This is a genomic window from Roseomonas genomospecies 6, assembly GCF_008365375.1.
Lineage (GTDB): Bacteria > Pseudomonadota > Alphaproteobacteria > Azospirillales > Azospirillaceae > Azospirillum.
Window position 1 is genome coordinate 1 of sequence record NZ_QOKW01000026.1, and the last position, 22,304, is coordinate 22,304.

The 22,304-nt window shown below is 69.1% G+C and carries 10 protein-coding genes and 1 pseudogene; 6 read left to right on the forward strand and 5 right to left on the reverse strand.

The genetic code is table 11. The features are described 5' to 3' along the window. The coding region (locus tag DS843_RS24430) for an MBG domain-containing protein (RefSeq protein ID WP_167525449.1) at window positions 1–6,834 on the reverse strand (6,834 nt) is incomplete at its 3' end. Window positions 6,835–7,218: 384 nt separating this feature from the next. Between DS843_RS24430 and DS843_RS24435 the strand changes: the two genes are divergently transcribed. Then, the gene (locus tag DS843_RS24435) at window positions 7,219–8,286 is read left to right on the forward strand and encodes an AraC-like ligand-binding domain-containing protein (protein ID WP_149471442.1); all 1,068 of its coding nucleotides are present in this window, start codon (window positions 7,219–7,221) and stop codon (window positions 8,284–8,286) included. Between the two features lie 85 nt (window positions 8,287–8,371). Here DS843_RS24435 and DS843_RS24440 read toward each other — a convergent pair. From DS843_RS24440 to DS843_RS24450, 3 genes and pseudogenes are all read right to left on the reverse strand, one after another. Further along, window positions 8,372–9,133, reverse strand: a pseudogene (locus tag DS843_RS24440) (IS5 family transposase); the annotation flags it as partial. 77 nt (window positions 9,134–9,210) lie between these two features. Then, window positions 9,211–10,554 carry a GntP family permease gene (locus tag DS843_RS24445; protein WP_149471443.1) on the reverse strand — a complete coding sequence of 448 codons (1,344 nt, stop codon included), beginning with the start codon at window positions 10,552–10,554 and terminating at the stop codon, window positions 9,211–9,213. Between the two features lie 42 nt (window positions 10,555–10,596). After that, window positions 10,597–11,235, reverse strand: coding sequence for a TetR/AcrR family transcriptional regulator (locus DS843_RS24450; RefSeq protein ID WP_149471444.1), 639 nt, complete (start codon window positions 11,233–11,235; stop codon window positions 10,597–10,599). 126 nt (window positions 11,236–11,361) lie between these two features. On the opposite strand from DS843_RS24450, the gene DS843_RS24455 reads away from it, so the two are divergent. From DS843_RS24455 to DS843_RS24475, 5 genes are all read left to right on the forward strand, one after another. Beyond that, window positions 11,362–12,117, forward strand: a complete 756-nt coding sequence (locus tag DS843_RS24455; protein WP_149471445.1) for an SDR family oxidoreductase — start codon at window positions 11,362–11,364, stop codon at window positions 12,115–12,117. A gap of 109 nt (window positions 12,118–12,226) precedes the next feature. Further along, window positions 12,227–13,222 (forward strand): LysR family transcriptional regulator, encoded by a 996-nt coding sequence (locus DS843_RS24460; RefSeq protein ID WP_149471446.1) that lies wholly within the window; start codon window positions 12,227–12,229, stop codon window positions 13,220–13,222. Between the two features lie 177 nt (window positions 13,223–13,399). Further along, window positions 13,400–14,194, forward strand: coding sequence for an alpha/beta hydrolase (locus tag DS843_RS24465; RefSeq protein WP_286192294.1), 795 nt, complete (start codon window positions 13,400–13,402; stop codon window positions 14,192–14,194). A 20-nt stretch (window positions 14,195–14,214) separates the two neighbouring features. Then, window positions 14,215–15,396 (forward strand): efflux RND transporter periplasmic adaptor subunit, encoded by a 1,182-nt coding sequence (locus DS843_RS24470; RefSeq protein WP_149471448.1) that lies wholly within the window; start codon window positions 14,215–14,217, stop codon window positions 15,394–15,396. A 39-nt stretch (window positions 15,397–15,435) separates the two neighbouring features. After that, window positions 15,436–18,624 (forward strand): efflux RND transporter permease subunit, encoded by a 3,189-nt coding sequence (locus tag DS843_RS24475; protein ID WP_149471449.1) that lies wholly within the window; start codon window positions 15,436–15,438, stop codon window positions 18,622–18,624. Between the two features lie 86 nt (window positions 18,625–18,710). Here DS843_RS24475 and DS843_RS24480 read toward each other — a convergent pair whose 3' ends face one another. Beyond that, window positions 18,711–22,172 carry a DEAD/DEAH box helicase gene (locus tag DS843_RS24480; protein WP_149471450.1) on the reverse strand — a complete coding sequence of 1,154 codons (3,462 nt, stop codon included), beginning with the start codon at window positions 22,170–22,172 and terminating at the stop codon, window positions 18,711–18,713. Window positions 22,173–22,304: the final 132 nt, after the last annotated feature.

Sequence of the window (22,304 nt, forward strand, 5' to 3'; positions counted from 1 at the left end):
GTAGCTGCCGACATTCGAGGTCGCGGTGGCGTCGGTGGCGTAGGACAGGCCGCTCAGGTTGGCGTCGCTCTGCCCGTTCTTCCAGCCGCTGGCGATGAAGCCAAAGCTCGGGCTGGTCGCGCCGTAGGTCATGGTGCCGCTCGGGGTCACCGTCAGCGCGGCCGGGGTGATCGCGAAGCCGCCCGCGGCGTAGCTCAGCGTGTAGTTGCCCGCCGCCGCGCCGCCCAGCGTGCCGCCGCTCGCCGTGGCGCTGTAGCTGCCGACGTTGGAGGTGGCCGTGGCGTCGGTGGCGTAGCTCAGGCCCGTCAGCAGGCTGTCGCCCTGCCCGTTCTTCCAGCCACTGGCGGTGAAGCCAAAGCTCGGGCTGGTCGCGCCGTAGGTCATGGTGCCGCTCGGGGTCACCGTCAGCGCGGCCGGGGTGACCGAGAAGCCGCCCGCGGCGTAGCTCAGCGTGTAGTTGCCCGCCGCCGCGCCGCCCAGCGTGCCGCCGCTCGCCGTGCTGGCGTAGCTGCCGACGTTGGAGGTGGCCGTGGCATCGGTGGCGTAGGACAGGCCGCTCAGGTTGGCGTCGCCCTGGCCGTTCTTCCAGCCGCTGGCGGTGAAGGCGTAGCTCGGGCTGGTCGCGCCGTAGGTCATCGTGCCGTTGGGCGTCACCGTCAGCGCGGCCGGGGTGATCGCGAAGCCGCCCGCGGCGTAGCTCAGCGTGTAGTTGCCGGCTGCCGCACCGCCCAGCGTGCCGCCGCTCGCCGTGGCGCTGTAGCTGCCGACGTTGGAGGTGGCCGTGGCATCGGTCGAAATCACCACGCCGGTCAGCAGGCTGTCGCCCTGCCCGTTCTTCCAGCCACTGGCGGTAAAGGCGTAGGTCGGGCTGGTCGAGCCGTAGACCATCGTGCCGCTCGGGGTCACCGTCAGCGCGGCCGGGGTGACCGCGAAGCCGCCCGCGGCGTAGCTCAGCGTGTAGTTGCCCGCCGCCGCGCCGCCCAGCGTGCCGCCGCTCGCCGTGGCGCTGTAGTCGCTGCCGACGTTGGAGGTCGCGGTGGCGTCGGTGGCGTAGCTCAGGCCGGTGAGGTTGGCGTCGCTCTGCCCGTTCTTCCAGCCGCTGGCGGTGAAGCCAAAGCTCGGGCTGGTCGAACCGTAGGTCATCGTGCCGCTTGGGGTCACCGTCAGGGTGGCCGGGGTGACCGAGAAGCCGCCCGCGGCGTAGCTCAGCGTGTAGTTGCCGGCTGCCGCCCCCGCCAGCGTGCCGCCGCTCGCCGTGCTGGCGTAGCTGCCGACATTCGAGGTCGCAGTGGCGTCGGTGGCGTAGGACAGGCTGGTCAGGTTGGCGTCGCTCTGCCCGTTCTTCCAGCCGCTGGCGGTGAAGGCGTAGCTCGGGCTGGTCGAGCCGTAGACCATCGTGCCGTTGGGCGTCACCGTCAGGATGGCCGGGGTCACGGAAAAGGCGCCCGCGACGTAGCTCAGCGTGTAGTTGTTCGCCGCCGCGCCGCCCAGCGTGCCGCCGCTCGCAGTGCTAACGTAGCCGCTGCCGACATTCGAAGTAGCGGTGGCATCGGTCGAAACCACCACGCCGGTCAGCAGGCTGTCGCCCTGCCCGTTCTTCCAGCCGGACACGGTATAGCCAAGGGTCGGAACGGTAGAGCCATAGGCCATGGTGCCGTTACCGGCGGTCACCGTCAGTGGGGCCGGGGTCACCGCCCCACCCAGATTCACCACCCGCGCGGCGACGGCGCCGCTGAAGGTTCCGGCAATACCCGACGTGTCGAGGGCATTCGCATAAGCGCCCACGTTCATCGTCGCGGCCATGCTGCTGGAAACCAGGCCGCTGACGCTGTTCCACACCGAGGCGCCATGCAGGGTGATGGGGGCTGCCTCCGGGTCGTCTCCATACCGGATGCCGTGGGCCAGGCCGACCACCCCCGACACGCCGAACAGGCGGGGCGAGACGGTGCCGTTGGCCGCCGCCCAAACGGTGGCGTCGAAACCGCCGAAACTGGCCGCATCGCGCATCTGCGCGGCGGTCAGCCCGGTCATGCCGGTGACGGCGCCGCTGCCGGTGGCCGCCGCCTGTCCGCTGCCGTCGCTGTCCCAGTAGGAGGCCGTGACCGTGCCCGCATTGTCGCCGACCAAACCGCCCGCACTGCCCTGCGCGGTCACGGCACCGCCAGCGTGGCTCTGGCCGATGGTGCCGCCAACGTCATTGCGTCCGGCCAGCCCGCCGGCATCCCCGACCTGGGCCGTGACGGCGCCGGTGGCGTAAGTCTGAAGGACGGTGCCGCTGTTGGTTCCCACCAGACCGCCGGCGCGATCCTGGCCGGACACCGCGCCGTCGGAATAACTCTGGGTGATGGTGCCGCTGTTCGTACCGGCCAACCCGCCGACGCTTTGCCCCTGGCCGGTCACGGCGGCGGTGGAATAGGACTGGGTGATCGTCCCGGCGTTGCTGCCGGCGATTGCCCCGACACGGTTGCCGCCGGTCAGGCTGGAGCCGCCGGTGAGGGCGAGGTTGCTGACCACGCCCCCAGCGCCGACGACGCCGAACAGGCCGACATCGTCGGCCAGCGGCCGGTTCACGGTCAGCGCCTTGACCGCATGGCCACGCCCGTCGAACCGCCCGGTGAAGGGGTTTGCGCTGCTGCCCAACGGAACGAAGCCGCCGCTGCCCCAGATCCCCGCCGTGTCGGTTCCGGCAGTGGCCGCGGCGTCGAGATCAGCGGCCAGCCGATAGGAGCCCGCCGGGGCCACCCCGGCGAGCAGCAACTGCCGGGCATTGGTGATGGTGGCGACGCCGTCCGCCCCGGCCTGCGCCGCTTCCCAGCGCCCGACGGGCCGCAGATCGGCGGTCTGATACCAGTCGGCGGTGAAATCCCATCCGCTGTAGGACGCCGACTGGCGCGCCTGGGCCGTCGTCAGGCCGCTGACGCCCGTGGTCGGCCCGCTGCCGACCCCCGTCGTCTGAGCGGTGGTTTCACTGTCCCAATAGGAATCGGTGATGCCGCCGGCACTCGTGCCGATGAACCCGCCAACCGCGGTTCCAGCGCCCGTCACCTTCCCGGTGGCGTAGGAGTGCGTGATGGTCGGCGGGATGGTGTTGCCCAACGAAACGCTGCTCTCACCGACAAGACCGCCGATGGACTGTCCCTGACCGGTCACGGCGCCGGTGGCGTAGGAGCGGGCGATGGAGGTTGCCAAGCTCCCCCCTCTGTTGAGGCTCCCGGCAAGACCGCCCACCCGATCTCCCTGAGCGGTCACGGTGCCGGTCGCATAGCTCTGGTCGATGCTGGACTCCGATGCGGCAATCCCGACCAGACCGCCAACGTCGGACCAGCCGGTCACGGCACCGGTGGCATAGGATTGGCGGACCGCGCCGTATATCACGCCGACGAGGCCGCCGACAGCGCTGCTGTCCTGCTGGATGAGACTGGTGACAGTGCCGGTGGCGTGGGATCGCACGATGGACGAAAACTGGCTGATGTCTCCAGCAAGTCCGCCAACGGCCGCCTGCCCTTCGACATCGACAGCGGCGTAGGAATTGATGATGTCCGTATTGTAGGCCGTACCGACGAGCCCGCCGACACTGTAATAGCCCTTTATCCTGCCGCCGACGACCCCGACATCGCGGATCGTGGTTTTTTCGAGTCCATTATAAGCAAACGTGACGCCGAACAGGCCGACACCGATCATCCGGTCGGGGCGATTGATGAAAAGCTGCCGGATGACATGGCCCTGACCATCGAAATTCTTGCGGAACGGAAGACTTTCGGTCCCCAACGGTGCGAAACCGGCGGTGGACCAAATCCCCGCCGCTGACGCACCGTCCGTCTCACTGGCATCGATGTCGGCACCCAGCCGGACGTCGCGGCGACGCCCCGCCAAAGTTTCGTTGGCGATGAGCTGAAGTTGGTGGAGGTTGGTGACGGTGGCGACGCCATCCACGCCGGTCCGGGCGGACTCCCATTTGCCCATCGGGCGCATGTCGACCTTGTTGTTCTCCTTCATCATGATCCAGGAGTCGTTGGACCAGGTGCTGTCGAAATCCCACCCCTGGTAAGCGAAATTGCTGTCCGTGCGCCATCTCCGGGCCTGCTGCGTCGTCAGGCCGGTCATGCCGGATGCGTTTCCGCTGCCCGCACCCGCGGCCTTTCCACTGGTCTGGGTGTCCCAATAGGACAGCGTGACCGTGCCGCCGTTGACCCCGATCAGACCGCCGGCCTCGCTGGCGCCCGTCACGGCACCGGTGGAATAGGTCTGGGTGACCGTGACGGTGTCGGCCACCTCGCCGGCAAGGCCACCCGCCTTGCCGCCCTGCGCCGTCACCGCCCCCAGCGCATAGGCATGGCTGAGCGATCCGCCGGTCATCCGCCCGATCAGACCGCCGACCGCGCTGCCCTGCCCGGTCACCGCACCGCTGGCATAGAGCTGGGCGACCGCCCCGCCGCTCTCGCCGATCAGGCCGCCCACGCCGTCACCCTGGCCGCTCACCGCACCGGTGGCAAAGGACTGGCCGACGGTGCCGGTGCTTTTGCCGATCAGCCCGCCGACCGCGCTGCCCTGCCCGGTCACCGGCCCGGTGGCGGACGCCCAATTGATGGTTCCGGCGCTGGTGCCGGCCAGCGCGCCGACCCGGTTGGCCCCCACCACCGTGCCGCCGAGCAGGCGCACGTCGCGCACGGTGCCCGCCGCGCCGACGACCCCGAACAGCCCGACATCGTCGCTTTGCGGGCGGTTGATCACCAGCCCGGTCACGCTGTGGTCCTGGCCGTCGAACAGGCCGGTGAAGGGCGTGACGGCGCTGCCCAGCGGCGTGAAGCCGGCGCCCTGGTTCCACAGGAAGGTGGAGCCGGCGTCGATGTCCCGCCCCAGGGCGTAGGTCCCCGCCAGGTTGCCACCGATTGCCTGGAGATTCTCTACCGAATTGACCAGCATGTAGGCGGTCACCGCCGTGCCCGTCCCGGCCAGGGCGGCATAGCTGACCGGCGAGGTGTAGGCGGTGGGATTGTAGAAGACGGATACGCCACCCGTCGCCGTCGCGGTCACCCCGTCGGCGATCCGTACGGTGCCGGTGCCGGTGCCGCCGCTGTCGGCCCGCAGGATCACCTTCGCCCCGGCGCCTCCGGACAGCGCCGCATTCACCACCACGTCGCGGGACGCCGACAGCATCAGCGTCGAACCGGAGGTCCAGGACACCGGCGCCGCCACCGTGATGTCGCCCGCCTGCGTGCCGTTGGTGCCGGTCGTCACCACCACATTCGCTGTGGCCAGCGCCGTCGTCAGCGTGGTGACGTTCAGAACGCTGTCGTCGGCGTTGGCGGAGAAGCCGGACAGCCCGGAATCCGCCGCATCGGAAATCGTCAGGTTGTGGGGGTCGAGCAGCAGCGTGCCGAAGCCGCCTGCGCCGCCGGACAGATCCACCCTGCCGGTGAAGGCCAGCCGGGCCTTGCCCGACACCTCCGCGTCGCCGCCGGTGGTGGTTCCACGGGCCGAAACCATGCCGGCGAAACGAGTGTCGCCGTCGGACCACACGACGATGCGGCCGCCCCGCCCGTCGGTGCCGTCGGCGGACAGGCGCGCGCCGTCCGCCACCGTGACGGTCCGGGCCGTCGCCACGCTCTCGCCCAGGATGCGGGTCGCCGGGTTGCCCCCGCCCTGGAAATCGCCGCCGACCAGCAGGGCGCCGCCCGTCGCGCCCGAAACATCGAGCGCCGCCTTGCCGGTCAGCACCACCGATGCGCCGGTGGCCACCAGGGTCCCGCCCGCGCCGCCATTCCGGCCCGCGGCGCTCACCGATCCGCCGACCGTCACCGTCCCGCCGGAAATGCGGATGTCGCCGCCCGACCGTTCCCGCCGGCGCGTCGGCGTTGCCGATGACGTTGGCGTTGATGGTGGCGTTCGCCGCGCGGCCTCCTTCGGCGCCGCATCGGCCTGGGTGCGATCCGCCTTCGTCCGCTCGGACTTGGTTCTTCCGGCCGGGGGCGAGGCATTTTCATCGCTCCGGCGCTGCGCCGACACCGGCGCCTCGACCGTTACCGACCCGCTCTCGCCCGCCGTCAGGAAAACGCGGCCGTCCTTCCGGGCGACGCCGGTCGCCTTGATCACGCCGCCGGTGTTGCCGGCCAGCGCGTAGAGGTGGCCGCCATTCGCCCTCATCTCGGCATTGGCCGCGTCGATGGTGCCGGTGTTGACAGCGTCGGTATCGGCCCCGCCGACGCGAACCGCGAACCGTCCGTCGCCATCGGCCGTTTCCTTCGCCAGCACCTCGTAGCCGGCCAGAAGCGCCGCCGTGCCCTTCGGCGCGGCGATCTTGCCTTCGTTGCGGACGAATCGGGCGATCAGCGCCACGTCGCCGGTCCGTGAGGCGATGGTGCCCATATTGACGACCGCGGCCTTGGACTGCCCGGCGAAGAGCTGGTCCTTTTGCGCGGTGAAAGCGGAATCGGCGATGTCGTGGGTGGAGGCGTAGAAGCTGCCGCCGGTGTCGACGCGCCCCTCCTTGCCGACGACAATGCCGGCCCGGTTGACCAGATAGAGCGATCCGGTGGCCGTCAGCGCGCCGTCAATCCGCGACGGCAGCGGGCCGGTCACACGGTTGAGGGTGGCGCCGGCGCCGTTCTCCACATGCACGGATTTGCCGGCGCCGACGGAGAAGCCCTGCCATTCGACGATGCCCGTGCGCGAGGTCTGCTCGATGCGCATGGCACCCGGCTGATTCTCGATCCGTCCGGAACCCGCGGTGAAGTGCCCGCCCACAGGCAGGGTTTCGCCGGCGGCCGCGGAATGGAGCGGAGTAAGTGCCGTTCCGTTCAGCAATGCGAAGGCCAGCCCACCGCGTCCGATCATCCGCCCGGTCGCATGCAACCGCGCCTTGGTAAACTGTCGCTTTCCCATCGCACCGGACTCTGTGATGACCTATGGCGTCCCCGCCCCATTGATGCAGCACCCGCATCGCGGATGCTCCCATGAGGATTAAGCCAAAGGGTAGCGAATCGCCCGGCCTTCCCGCCCGCCGCCCCGTCTCAAAAACATGACATTTCGTCTCATTCGCGTGGATCACCCCATGTTATGGTGCCAACAGTGTGCGATGGGGGTGTCCGCTCGATCTCGACGCTTATAGAGGCTTGACGTTACACCCTTATCTCTGGCTTTATTTTCATACAGAACTCCCGCTTTCCCCATGGGCGATACTGTCGTTATTGAACGCACTATTTGCGGGCGGATTGTAAGATGCGAAACACCGGAACGGTTATAGATACCCCGCAACTTCCGGTTATTTCCTTCGCACGGGGTGAACTGTCCGGTGCCGAATGTTTCACGGCGTGGCGCGATCTTCTGTCCATCGTCTTTGACGTGGACCCGACCCACCGGGAAGAGGATCGGGAGTTCGATGGATCAATGACGACCTACCACCTCGGCGGGTCGTTGATTTCCCGGACGTCCGGTTCGGGCGTGCGTTTCCGCCGCGACGGCGCGACCATCGCGCGCAGTTCCATCGACCATTATCTGGTCCAGATCTACCTTGACGGCGGCTATCGCGGGGTCATCGGCCGGCGGGAGGTCGAGATGCGGAGCGGGGATGTCTGCATCCTCGACATGACGCAGCCGCTGGCGACGCAGGCCAACGATTTCGCGAATATAACCGTCGTCATCCCGCGCGAAAGCTTGGCCCCGCTGGTCAAGTCTCCGGATTGCCTGCATGGCCTGATCCTGCCGGGCACGTCCGCAGCCGGCGCTCTGCTCGGCGATCATCTGAAGTCGCTTCACCGGCAGATTCCCAACCTGACGGTCCATGAGGCGGTCGAGGTCGCCCGAGGCACAGCCGGGTTGGTCGCCGCCTGCGCCGGCCCGGCACTGGATGCCTGTGAGACGACGGGGGCGGAGCTGCGCAGCGCGCTGATCCGCCGGATCAGGCGGTTCATCGACGAACGGCTGGCAAGTCCCGAACTGGACAGCGACCTGATTTGCCGCGAATTCGGCTTGTCGCGTGCAAGCCTCTATCGCCTGTTCGAGCCTCTGGGCGGTGTGTCGAACCATGTGCGTGAACGGCGCCTGTCCCGTGCGCTGGCCGACTTGGTCTCGCCCCAGAAGCACCGTGAGCGGGTGACCGACATCGCGTTCCGTTGGGGCTTCGGATCGGAAGCGTCGTTCAGCCGCGCTTTCCGTGCCGCCTACGGAATGTCCCCTCGGGAAGCGCGGGAAGCCGCCGCGAGCCTCCATCGGCTTGCCAATCTGAAGCACGACGGGACGATGGACCGCACTTTCCGGCAATGGATGCGGACGCTCAACACTCTTTGACGGCTCTGTTGCAAAGTTTGCCTGCGGGCGGGACGTTGGTGCAGAACTCGGCGCGTTGACGGACTCCGCCCTGGAAAGTTGTCGTTCAGGCGACCTTGCGGGCGGCCGGCATGCCGAGGCTGGTCATCCTGTTCATGACCTTGCAGCCGACCGCCGCCTCGACTTTCTGGGCAGGCGGAGTCCGGGCGCGGAGGCTGCGCCCGATCAAGGTCTTGCACCGCAACATGGCCACCTCCCTCAGCGATCGGCGTCCGTAGCCGACCGCCCGCTGCCAGCCGAGCCGTCCGCGTTCTGCGATCATCTGGACGTGCTGGTCGCGCTGCGTGGGCGCGCTTGCAGCGGTCTCGCCCGGCACCGCGGTGGAGCGCGGCGGGATGATCACCTCGGCGTCGGGGGTGTGGGCGGCGACGGCGCGGTAGACCGGCTCACCGTCATGGGCGCCGTCCGCCAGCACCGTGCCGATCGGGCGCTCGATCTGGTCGAGCAGCGGGCCGACCAGCGAGGCATCGCCGTCCTGCGTGGTCGTCAGCTCCAAGGCGAGGATCTCGCCGGTATCGGGATCGACCGCCAAGTGGAGCTTTCTCCAGCTCCGGCGCGCTTGGCCTCCATGCTTTTCCAGGTGCCGCTCACCCGTGCCGAACACCTTCAGCCCGGTGGCGTCGATGACCACGCCGACTAGCCCGTCCGTCCTAGCCAGCGCTGACGCGACCTCCAGAGTGGCGCTGCCCCGGGAGAAGGTCGTGTGATCCGGAACCGGCAGGTCGAGGCCGAGCAGGCGCATGAGCGAGCCCAGCAAACCCGCGGTCTGCCGCCACGGCCGACCGAACGCCAGACGCAGCATCAGCCCGGGCTTTGTGCACCAACGTCGGCAAGAACGGCAGATGGGCGTTTACCGCCTGCTCCGGTGGTCGGCGCTCATGCCCGTCACAGCACCAGCGCCCCGGCTGCCCAAACCGCCAGCGCCCCGACCGTTCCCTGCACCAGCGTTCCGAGCGTCTGAAGCCGGTAGCCTTCGCGCGTGGTCATGTTCGAAAACTGCGTGACCACCCAGAAGAAGCTGTCGTTGGCGTGGGAAACCACCATCGCCCCGGCGCCGATGGCCACGGTGACCAGCGCCTTGGCCGTTTCGCCGTCCAACCCCAGCGCGGGCAGCAGCGGAGCCATCAGTCCGGCGGTGGTGATGATCGCGACGGTGCTGCTGCCCTGCGCCGTCTTGATGCCGGCCGCGACCAGGAACGGCAGCCAGATGCCGAGGTTGGCGCTCGCCAGGCTGTCGCCGATGACCTTGGCGATCCCGGAGTTCTGCAACACCTTGCCGAAGGCGCCGCCGGCCCCGGTGATCGTGATGATGATGGCCGCGTCGACGACGGCCTGCCCCACCCAGCCGGATGTGGAGAGCATCTCCCGGTTCAACCGCTTCGGCAGCATCAGCGCCAGCCCGACGCCGATCAGAAGCGCCACGGCCGGCTGCCCCAGGAAGGACAGGAGCGGCACGACGCCGCCGGTGCCGAAGGGCTTGGCCGGCAGTTCGGCGATGGAGCGCAGGACGATGAGCAGGATGGGAACCGCGATGGGGACCAGCGACTTGGCAGCCGAGGGCGCGTCCGCATCGACCTGCGGTCCGGCCTGGGCGGAATCCTCGTCCGGGCGGTACGGCTCGATGGGCACGCGGGCCGCGATCAGGATGGCGAACAGCCAGCCCGCGGCGGCGGTGATGGCGCCGATGCCCATGCCCCACAGGATGACCAGCCCCAGGTCGGCGCCGAGGATGCCGGCGGCGGCGACCGGCCCCGGGGTCGGCGGCACCATGGTGTGGGTCGCGTAGAGCCCGAGCGCCAGCGCGACCGCCGTGGCGGCGAGGCTGATGCCGGCCTTGCGCGCCACCGCCTTGTTCAGGGACGACAGGATGACGAAGCCGGAGTCGCAGAAGACCGGGATGGAGACCAGATAGCCCATGATGGACATGCCCAGCGGCGCGTTCCTCTGCCCGGTGACGCGGAGAATGCTGGTGGCCAGCCGGAAGGCGCCTCCGGATTTCTCCAGGAAGACGCCGATGATGGTGCCGGCGATGATGACGATCCCGATCGAGCCGATGGTGCCGCCGAAGCCCTCGTTCACCGATTTCACGACATCGGCCAGCGGCATGCCGGACAGAATGCCGAAGCCGAACGCGGTCATGAGGAGCGCCAGGAACGGGTGCAGGTTCAGCCGGGCGGTGGCGAACACGATGAACAGGATGGACAGCAGCAACAGCAGGACCAGCAACACGGCACGCCTCCGATGCAGCAAGGATGCCCAGGCGTAACATGCTCACCGGTGGCGTGTTCCAGCACGGGTGGATTGCTCCGGGCCCGAGCGGCTCGTTCCGCCCGAGGCGCCGAGTTGCCGGCGCAGGGACTCCAGGATCTCCGCCGACAATTCGGGGTTGGCCTGCGCGGTGGCGCGGGCCAGCGCCATGCCGCCGATCAGGGCCGACACGATGGCGACGGCGCGGGCGCGGCGGTCGGCGGCGCCCTCCCCTTCCCGATCCGGCAAACGGGCCTCGATCACGTCGAAGAAGCGCACGACGCCGGCGCCGAACCGTTCCCGGACCGCCGGGTCCTGCCGCGCCACGTCGCCGGCGAAGGCCGCCATCGGACAGCCGGCGTCCGGCTGGTCGCGGTGCCGTTCGCTCAGATAACCCGTCAGGAAGGAGTCGAGCGCCCCTTCCGGAGACTCCTCGACGGCGGGCAGCCGGTCGAGGGCTTCCGCGAAGGCGGCCTCGCACGCCTCGGCGGCCAGAGCGTCCTTCGACGCGAAATGGCCGTAGAAGCCGCCGTGGGTCAGCCCGGCGGCCTTGGTGATCTCCGCCACCCCGACCTTGTCGAACCCGCGTTCGCGGAACAGGCGTCCCGCCGCCTTCACAATGGCGGTGCGGTTCTCCGCCGCCTTTTCCTTCGAAACCTTCACGTCCTCACCCTGCGCATGGCTGCCACGCCTCCACCGAGGGGGCTTCCGCCGTTATACATGATGGACGTCATCAATAACTCCATTCATGATGGGCATCATCATAAACTACGGAACATGGAGAGGACAATGGCGGACATGAGCGGCGGCGTGGCCCTGGTCACCGGCGGCACTTCGGGCATCGGGCGGGCGACCGCGCTGGCCTTTGCCAAGGCGGGCGCCACGGCGGTCGTCACCGGGCGGCGCGAGGCGGAGGGGCTGGAAACGGTGGAACTGGCCCGTCAAACGGGCGGGCGCGCCGTCTTCGTCCAGGCCGACGTGGCCGATGCCGAGGAGGTGGCCGCCCTGTTCGCCCGGATCGAGCGCGACCATGGCCGGCTCGACTACGCCTTCAACAACGCGGGCATTCATTTCAACCGTTCGATGGCCGAGACGACGGAGAGCGACTTCGACCGCATGGTTGCCGTGAACATCAAAGGCGTCTGGCTATGCCTGAAGCACGAGCTGCCGATCATGCTGCGGCAGGGCAAGGGCGCCATCGTGTCCACCGGATCGGTGCTGGGCCAAATCGGGCTGGCCGGCAATGGCGTCTACTCCGCCACCAAGGCGGCGGTGGAGGGCATGACCCGCAGCGTCGCCATCGAGGTCGCCAAGTCCGGCGTGCGGGTCAACGCCGTCTGCCCGGCCATCATCCAGACACCGATGAGCGCCGGTTCCTTCGGCGGGGAAGAGGCGGTGAACGCGGCGCTCGGCCCGCTGCACCCGGTCGGGCGCGTCGGACAGCCGCGCGAGGTCGCCGACACGGTGGTCTGGCTGTGCTCCGACGCGGCGTCCTTCATCACCGGCCAGTCGATCAACGTCGACGGCGGACTGACGGTGCAGTGATCGCCGCCCACCAAAGCCCCATCGACTCCGGGCCGGGTTGTGCTTAGATAGGCGCAGCCCGGCCCGCTTTGCTTGCGAAGGCCAGCCCCACTGCGTCGATGGACCGACCATGGACAAACTGCACGCGATGCGCGTCTTCGTCCGCGTCGTCGAGGCCAACAGCTTCACCAAGGCGGCCGACACGCTGGGCCTGCCGCGCGCCTCGGTGACGACGACCATCCAGAATCTGGAAGCGGCGCTCGGCGTGCGCCTGCTGCAGCGGACGACGCGCAAGCTGAGCCTGACGCTCGACGGCGCCGCCTATCTGGAAGGCGCCACCCGCATCCTGTCCGACCTTGAGGAGATCGAGACCTCCTTCACCAGCGCCCGCAAGACACCGCGCGGGCGGCTGCGGGTGGACATGCCGGGCTCGGTCGGGCGGCTGATCATCATCCCGACCATCCACGAATTCCACGCCCGCTACCCCGACATCGAGATCATGATCGGGATGAGCGACCGCCCCATCGACCTGATCCAGGAGGGGGTGGACTGCGTGCTGCGGGTCGGCGATCTGGCGGATTCCAGCCTGATCGCCCGCCGGGTCGGCGCCTTCCGCCCGGTGACCGTCGCCAGCCCCGCCTATCTCGCCCGCCACGGCACGCCCCGGACCATCGAGGAATTGGAAGGGCACACCGCCGTCAACTACTTCACCCGCACCGGCAAGATGCACGAGATGAGCTTCGAGCGGGACGGCGTGATCCACGAGGTGAGGCTGAACGGCCCCGTCTCGGTCAACGACGCCGACGCCTACGTGACCTGCGCGCTGGAAGGGCTGGGCATCGGGCAGACGGCCCGCTTCATGGCGCTGCCCCATCTGCGCAGCGGGGCGCTGGTCGAGATCCTGAAGGAGTGGCGCCCGGCCCTGATGCCGATCTCCGCGCTCTACCCGCACAACCGCCACCTGTCGCCCAAGGTCCGCGCCTTCGTCGATTGGGTCGCCGAGCTGTTCGAGGGCTGCCCACTGATGCAGGGCGAGGAGATCAAGGGCTACGAGTGCCCGGAGCGGGAGAAGACCGCGCCGGCTCCCGCCGTCGAGTCGGAGGGTGCGCGCCTCTGCGTCGTGTGACGCCGATTGTTCGTCCGATCCGAATTGTGTTGCCGTTGACCGCGTATTTATTCCGGTTCGCCGGGCGCCCACACTCCCTCCTGTTGCAATGCGGGAGGGGTGCCGGGGCACCGTCGGATCATGGGCCGGTCATCGGAACAGTCGAAGACACGCAAAACCGGGGCGCCGCCGTGCCCGTTGTCGGTCGATGACCGGACCATCGCCGGCCACGCCCAGGACATCCGGCTGCGGCTCTACCGGCCTCTGATCGGGCTGACCGTCCCGGCCCTGCTGTACCTGCACGGCGGCGGCTTCACCTCCGGCTCGCTGGAGGAGGCGGACACCGCCGCCGCCGCCATCGCGGAGAGCGTACCGGCCCTGGTCGTCTCGGTCGGCTATTCGCTGGCCCCCGCCCACTGCTTCCCCACCGCGGCCCACGACGCCCACCGCGCCGCCCTGTGGACCCTGGATGCGGCCCGCGAGCTGAACATCGCCAAGAGCGGGCTGGGCGTGGCCGGGCACGATGCCGGCGGCCACGTCGCCGCCTCGCTGACCTTTCTGGCCCGCGACCAGGGCGACGTGGACATCCGCGCGCAGGCCCTGCTCGGCCCCATGCTGGACCCCAGCATGACACGAGCGGGGGACGCGCAGGCGATGCAGTCCGACATTCCCGCGACCGCCTACGCCCGCTGCTACCGCGCCTATCTGCCAGACGCGGCGCAGCGGCTGCACCCCTACGCGGCACCGCTGGATTCCCGCCGGCTGGCCGGGTTGCCGCCCACGCTGATCGTCACCGCGCAGCGGGACGTTCTGCGCATCGAGGCGGAGCAGTACGCCGCCAACCTGATCGCAGCCGGCGTGCCCACCGAGGTCACCCGTTTCCCCGCCATTTCGCACGCCGCCCTGCCGGGCCACCGCCCGGCGCTGTTGGCGGTCGCCGATTTCCTCCGCCGACGCCTGTCCCCCGCGGACGGCAGCGGCGCCCCCGTCTGACTCCCCAGGAGATTGGTCCCATGTCGTTGTCTCCTTCGAAGCTCGCCCTTCTTCTCGCCGTTGGCGCCGCGACCGCTGGTGTGGCCGGAGTCGTCGCCACCCAGGGCCACGCCGACGCCCCCGCGGCCACCGCCGCCCCGCCGCCGCCCGAGGTGGACGTGGCGCCGGTCGTCGCCCGCAAGATCACCGACTGGCAGTCCTATTCGGGCCGCCTGGAGGCGGTGGACCGGGTGGAGGTGCGCCCGCAAGTGTCCGGCGCCATCACCGCCGTTCATTTCCGCAACGGCGCCCTGGTCAAGAAGGGCGATCCGCTCTTCACCATCGACCCGCGCCCCCACGTCGCCGAGGTTGCCCGCGCCGAGGCCCAGGTCACCGCCGCGCAGGCATCGGTGCGTTTCACCGCCGCCGACCTTGACCGCGCCCAGCGGCTGGTTCAGAACAACACCGTCTCGCGCCAGACGCTGGACGAGAAGGAAAACGCTGCCCGCGAGGCCGTCGCCAACCTGAAGGCGGCGCAGGCGGCACTCGACCTCGCCCGCATCGACCTGGAACACACCCAGGTGACCGCTCCCATCTCGGGTCGCGTCTCGCGCGCCGAAGTGACGGTCGGCAACGTCGTGGCGTCCGGCGCCTCCGCCGCTCCGCTGACGACCCTGGTGTCGGTTTCGCCGATCTACGCGTCCTTCGACGTGGACGAGCAGACCTACCTGCGCCACATCGCCAGCGTGAAGGACGCCGCCGACGTGCCGGTCCAGCTCGGCCTCGCCAATGAGAACGGCTATTCGCGCGGCGGCACGGTGGAGCATGTGGACAACCGGCTGGACTCCGTCTCCGGCACCATCCGCGTGCGCGCCAGGTTCGACAATCCCGACGGGATGCTGGTCCCCGGCCTCTACGCCCGCGTCAAGGTCGGCGGCAGCACCCCGCACGACGCGCTGATGGTCGAGGACCGCGCCATCAACACCGACCAGGACAAGAAATTCGTTCTGGTGGTCGGTGGCGACGACACCGTGCAATACCGCGAGATCGTCCCCGGCGCGGCCCAGAACGGGCTGCGGGTGGTGAAGAGCGGGCTCAAGGCCGGGGAGCGCATCGTCGTCAACGGCATCCAGCACGCCCGCCCCGGCGCCCGCATCAGCCCGAAGACCGTGGCGATGGGCACGCCGGCGGATACCGTCGAAACCGCGTCCAACGCTCCCTGATCCTCGGACCATGAGAGAGGCCCCGCCGGGAGAGCCATCATGAACATCTCGAAATTCTTCATCGACCGCCCGATCTTCGCGGGCGTGCTGTCGGTGGCGCTGTTCCTGGCGGGAGCGATCTCGCTGTTCCAGTTGCCCATTTCCGAATATCCGGAGGTCGTTCCGCCGTCGGTCGTCGTCCGCGCCCAGTTCCCGGGCGCCAACCCCAAGGTCATCGCCGAAACGGTCGCCTCCCCGCTGGAGGAGCAGATCAACGGCGTCGAGAACATGCTGTACATGCAGTCGCAGGCCAACAGCGACGGCAACATGGCGCTGACCGTGACCTTCCGGCTGGGCACCGACCCGGACAAGGCGCAGCAGCTCGTGCAGAACCGGGTGTCGCAGGCGTTGCCGCGCCTGCCGTCCGACGTGCAGCGGCTGGGCGTGACGACGGTCAAAAGCTCGCCCACCCTGACCATGGTCGTGCATCTGCTGTCGCCCAACGACCGCTACGACATGACCTACCTGCGCAACTACGCCATCCTGAACGTCAAGGACCGGCTGAGCCGGATCAGCGGCGTCGGCGAGGTGCAGGTGTGGGGGGCCGGCGACTATTCCATGCGCGTCTGGCTCGACCCCAACAAGGTCGCCCAGCGCGGCCTGACCGCGTCCGACGTGGTGGCGGCGATCCGCGAGCAGAACGTGCAGGTCGCGGCGGGCGTCATCGGCGCCTCGCCGTCGTTGCCCGACACGCCGTTGCAGCTCTCGATCAACGCGCAAGGCCGCCTGACGACGCCGGAGGAGTTCGGCGCGATCATCCTGAAGACCGGTGAGCAGGGCGGCGTCACCCTGCTGCGGGACGTCGCCCGCGTGGAGCTGGCGGCGGCGCAGTACGGGTTGCGGTCGCTTCTGGACAACAAGCCGGCGGTGGCGCTGGGCATCAACCAGTCGCCGGGCGCCAACGCGCTTGCCATCTCCGACGCCATCCGCGCGGCGATGGCCGACCTGAAGGCCGACATGCCGGACGGCGTCGATTACAGCATCGTCTACGACCCGACGCAGTTCGTCCGTTCCAGCATCGACGCGGTGATCCACACGCTGCTGGAGGCGGTCGCGCTGGTCGTTCTGGTGGTCATCGTCTTCCTTCAGACTTGGCGCGCCTCGATCATCCCGCTGCTGGCGGTTCCGGTGTCCATCGTCGGCACCTTCTCGCTGATGCTGGCGCTGGGCTATTCGATCAACGCGCTGTCGCTGTTCGGCATGGTGCTGGCCATCGGCATCGTCGTGGACGACGCCATCGTCGTCGTGGAAAACGTCGAGCGCAACATCGAGAACGGCCTGTCGGCCAAGGAAGCGACCTACCGAGCCATGCAGGAGGTCAGCGGCCCGATCATCGCCATCGCGCTGACGCTGGTCGCCGTCTTCGTCCCGCTGGCGGCCATGAGCGGCCTGACCGGCGAGTTCTACAAGCAGTTCGCGATGACCATCGCGATCTCCACCGTCATCTCCGCCTTCAACTCGCTGACGCTCTCGCCAGCCCTGGCGGCGGTGTTGCTGCGCGGTCATGACCAGCCGCAGGATTGGCTGACCCGCGCGATGAACACGGTCTTCGGCGGCTTCTTCCGGCTGTTCAACCGCGTCTTCCACCGGGCCTCAACCGGCTATGGCCGCGGCGTCGGCGGGGTGGTGCGGCACAAGGGGCTGATGATGCTCGTCTATGTCGGGCTGCTCGGCGTCACCGTGCTGCTGGGCCGCACCGTGCCGATGGGCTTCGTCCCGGCGCAGGACAAGGAATACCTGATCAGCTTCGCCCAGCTTCCCAACGGCGCCTCGCTCGACCGGACGGAGGCGGTGATCCGCGAGATGACCGACATCGCGCTGGCCCGCCCCGGCGTGCAGAGCGCCGTCGCCTTCCCCGGCCTGTCGGTCAACGGCTTCACCAACAGCTCCAGCGCCGGCATCGTCTTCGTCACGCTGAAGCCCTTCGCCGAGCGCAAGGACCCGTCGCTGTCCGCCGCCGCCATCGCCGGTGATTTGCAGAAGCGCTACGCCGGGCTGAAGGAGGCCTTCGTCGCCATCTTCCCGCCGCCCCCGGTGATGGGTCTGGGCACGCTGGGCGGCTTCAAGATGCAGATCGAGGACCGCGGCGCGCTGGGCTACGAGGCGCTGAACGCGGCGGTCGGCGCCTTCCTGAAGAAGGCCATGGAAACGCCGGAGTTGGGGCCGAGCTTCTCCAGCTACCAGATCAACGTGCCGCAGCTCGACGTCGATCTCGACCGCGTGAAGGCCAAGCAGCAGGGCGTTCCCATCGGTGAGGTGTTCGACACCATGCAGATCTATCTGGGCTCGCTCTATGTGAACGACTTCAACAGCTTCGGGCGCGTCTACCAAGTCCGCGTCCAGGCCGACGCGCCCTTCCGCGCCGAATCCGCCGACATCGGCCTTCTGAAGACCCGCAACGCCCAGGGCGACATGGTGCCGCTCTCCTCCCTGGTCACGGTGAAGCAGAGCTACGGGCCGGAGATGGTCGTGCGCTACAACGGCTACACCGCCGCCGACATCAACGGCGGCCCGGCCCCCGGCTATTCCTCCGGACAGGCGCAGGCCGCGGCGGAGCGCGTCGCGCAGGAGACCCTGCCGCGCGGGGTGCGGTTCGAATGGACCGACCTGACCTATCAGGAGATCCTGGCCGGCAACGCGGCGCTGTGGATCTTCCCCATCAGCATCCTTCTCGTCTTCCTGGTGCTGGCCGCCCAGTACGAGAGCCTGACCCTGCCGCTGGCCATCCTGCTGATCGTGCCGATGAGCCTGATGTCGGCGCTGGCCGGGGTGTGGCTGACGGGGGGCGACAACAACATCTTCACCCAGATCGGCTTCATGGTTCTGGTCGGCCTGTCGGCGAAGAACGCCATCCTGATCGTCGAGTTCGCCCGTGAGCTGGAGCACCAGGGGCGCAGCGTGGTACAGGCCGCCGTGGAAGCCAGCCGCCTGCGGCTGCGGCCCATCCTGATGACCTCCATCGCCTTCATCATGGGCGTGGTGCCTCTGGTGACCTCGACCGGGGCCGGGGCGGAGATGCGCCACGCGATGGGCGTGGCGGTGTTCTCCGGCATGATCGGCGTCACCCTATTCGGTCTGGTGCTGACGCCGGTCTTCTACGTCCTGCTGCGCATGATGGCCGGGGCGGGGAAGACCGCGGCGGCGGTGCCGTCCAACGGGGCGCTCGCCCACGGGCACGGCGATGACTGATCGGGCGACGACTGATCGTCCCTGAACGCTGCCGCCTCGCCAAGGCCCGCCCTCTCAAGGCGGGCCTTGGTCGTCTTGCCGAGCCGTCAGGCGTCGATGGGCGCCAGCAGGAAGTCCACGTCCTCGGCGGTCAGCAGGCCCTCCGCGCCGCCCGCCTCGTCATAGACGGCCTCGCCCAGTTGGCGCTTGCGCTCCTGAAGCTGGACCATGCGCTCCTCCACCGTGCCCATGGTCACCAGCTTGTAGACGAAGACCGGCTTGTCCTGGCCGATGCGGTGGGCGCGGTCGGTCGCCTGATCCTCCACCGCCGGGTTCCACCAGGGGTCATAGTGGATCACCGTGTCCGCCGCCGTCAGGTTCAGCCCCGTGCCGCCGGCCTTCAGGCTGATCAGGAACAGCGGCACCTCCCCGGCCTGGAACCGCCGCACCGGGGTGTCGCGGTCGCGCGTGTCGCCGGTCAGTTCCACGAACGGGATGTCCCGCGTCTCCAGCTCCGGCTTGATGAGGTCGAGCATCGAGGTGAACTGCGAGAACAGCAGGATGCGGCGCCCGTCGGCCAGCAGTTCGGGCAGCATCTCCAGGAGCCGCTCCAGCTTCGCCGACGCCGCCCCCTTCGCCACCTTCTTGCGCGCGCTTTCCAGCTTCACCAGCCGCGGATCGCAGCACACCTGCCGCAGCTTCAGCAGAGCGTCCAGGATGGTGATGTGGCTGCGCGCCAACCCCTTGCGGGCCAACTCCTCCCGCACCCGCTGGTCCATGGCAAGGCGGATCGTCTCGTATAGGTCACGCTGCGCCTCCTGCGGCTCCACCGTCTCGACGATCTCGGTCTTGGGCGGCAGGTCGGCGGCCACCTCCTCCTTGGTCCGGCGCAGCAGGAAGGGGCGGACCCGCCGGGCCAGCACCCGCTGCCGCTCGGCGTCGCCGTGCTTCTCCACCGGGGTGCGGAACTGGCGGCGGAAGCCCGTGCGGTCGCCCAGCAGCGACGGCACGGCCTGGGCGAAGAGCGCCCACAGCTCGTCCAGATTGTTCTCCACCGGCGTGCCGGTCAGGCAGAGCCTCTGCCGCGCCTCCAGCGCCTGGGCCGCCTTCGCCGCCTGGGCGGTGGGGTTCTTCAGATACTGCGCCTCGTCGAAGATCGCCAGATGCCAGGGCTGCGCCTCCAGCGCCTCGCGGTCGCGCGGCAGCAGGGCGTAGGAGGTAACCACGAGGTCGTGTTCGGCAAGCGATCCATGCGCCGCCTTGCGCTGCGGTCCGTGCAGCACCAGCGTCCGGAGTTCCGGCGCGAAGCGCTGCACCTCCGCCCGCCAGTTGCCCAGCACGCTGGTCGGCGCCACCAGAAGGCTGGGCCGGTCGAGCCGCCCCGCCTCCTTCTCCGACAACAGGTGCGCCAGCGCCTGCACCGTTTTTCCCAGCCCCATGTCGTCGGCGAGGATGCCGCCGAACCCGTGCGCGGCCAGGAACTGCATCCAGTCCAACCCCGTCTTCTGGTAGGGGCGCAGGGTCGCCCGCAAGCCCGCCGGCACCACCGCCGCGGGCACCCCGCCGGCCTCGCGCAGCGCCCGCGCCATGCCGCGCACCGCGTCGGCGCCCAGCAGCGGGATGCCCGCGGCGGACGCGGCGTCCTCCAGCGCGCTCAGGTCGCCCAGATGGGTCCGCCCGATGCGCAATCCGCCGGCATCGCCCGGCTGAAGCCCAAACAGTTCCATCAGCACGCCGATCAGCGGGCGCAGGCGCTCCACCGGCAGCGGCAGGAAGCGGGTCTCGTCCAGCCGGACGAACATGACGCCCTGCGGCGCCATCGCATCCAGCAACAGGTCGAGTTCCATATCCGGACCATGGAAGGCGACACGGCCCATCGCGTCGATCACCGCCCGCAGCACGGGCAGCAGGTCGATGCGCTCGCCCTCCACCTCGACGCCCAGCGACAGGCCGAACCAGTCGATCCCCGTGCCGTCGCCGACCTCCAGGGACCAGTTCGTGGGGGCATCCAGGATCTGGAAGGGAAAGTCCGGGTCGGTCTCGATGCCCCAGCCCTCGGCCCGCAGGGCGGGCAGGAGGGTGTGGCACAGCTCCAGCCAGACGGAACGTTCATCCGACGGCGCGTTGTCGGGCACGACATGAAAGGCCCTCAGCAGCGGCGGCCCCCCGGCGACGCTCATCGCCTGGGCGTTGAGGGCCAGGCCGGCCTTGCGCAGGCGATTGGCGGCCTTCGTCTCGTCCTTCGGCTGGCGGGAGGCGGTGACCAGCACGCCGTCCTCCATCCATTGCAGAGGCCCCGCCGGATCGCCCGGAGCGACGCGGGCGCTGCCATACTCGAAGGCCAGTTCCGCCGCGGGAACATCGACGGGCGCGCCGGCTCCATAATTGAAGCCATAGCCGTACCCGTAGATCGGCATTCGGCGGGCAAGCCGCAGGCGCAGGATCGGTCGCGGCTTCACCGTTCGCGTTTCGGTGCGGGCGGGCGACTCCGGCAGGACCGGCAGCCGGTCGCCGATCCGCTCCACCGACGCGCGGAAGGTGGCGACCTCCCCCGGCGCCAGCGGCGGCGCTTCCAGAAGCGTCGCGGCGACATGGGGCGCCATGCCCGTCTCGATGGGGCCGCAGGTTCCGCTGCCCGGGTCGACATAGAGAAGCGGCACGGTCGGCAGAGCGACAGCCGAGGGTGTGTCCAGTGCGACGGTGAAGCGCTGCCGCCCGACACCGTCACGGTCCCAGCGCGGCGTCCCCAGAAGCGCCGGACCCGAGCGCAGGGGCACTCCATCATGGAAATCGCCCCAATAGAGGCGCCCGGTGCGGAGCATCCGCTCGATCAGCCAGGGCGCCCAATCCGCCTTCAGGCCGAAGGCGCCGGAGGAAAGACGGTGCGATCCCTGCACTACGGCGGACGCGATGGCGTGATCCGCCGGGGTGATGAATTTCGCCGTCGGCATGTTGGCGAGCTGATGGCCGACGTAAACCTTTTCGTCATTGGCGAACCCGCCGCCCTTGCGCAGCGAGACCGACAGAACGCGCAGCGCCACCCGCCGGCCACCGTCCGCCTCGTCCTCCAGCCCCAGGACGTAGAGCAGGCGCTTGCGCACCGTCTCGGGATAATGGTCCCCGGCGTCCCGCTCCGCCGCTTCGTTCAGCCGCAGGAGCAGCGTCTGAAGAGAGGGAGAGAACACCGGCGGAGGCGAGGCCATGACCGGCGGAGCGGTGGGAGGCTGGACCCAGGGCGCCGAAATGGGCAGAGGTTCAACGGTCCGCTCCTCCGTCTCCTCCCGCCGCACCCAGGCGATCACCGCAGCGGCGACATGCTTGCAGTTCTCTCCGATTGGACAGTCGCAGTCGCCGTACACGCCGCTGACCGCACCGTTCCTCAGGGCGATCTCGACCTCCTGCGTGTAGGGATAGCGCTCGGAGCCCTGGACCTCCGCGGTGATCAGAACGGTGCCCCTTCTGCGCACCACCACCTCGAGCGCCCGCACGCGCCCTTCATGCTCATAGCGCTGGCCACGTTCGAAGGAACCATGATCGAAGAAGCGGCGCAACGACTGTGGATCGATCATATGGACGGCACTCCTGAGATCTCGAACAGGAACTCGAACGACAGCCTTTCCAACGCGGCGGGATACCGCGCATGTGGGACGTCCCACATGCGCGCCGCCGGATGTGCGAGGGCTCCGATCCGTCGATGTGGG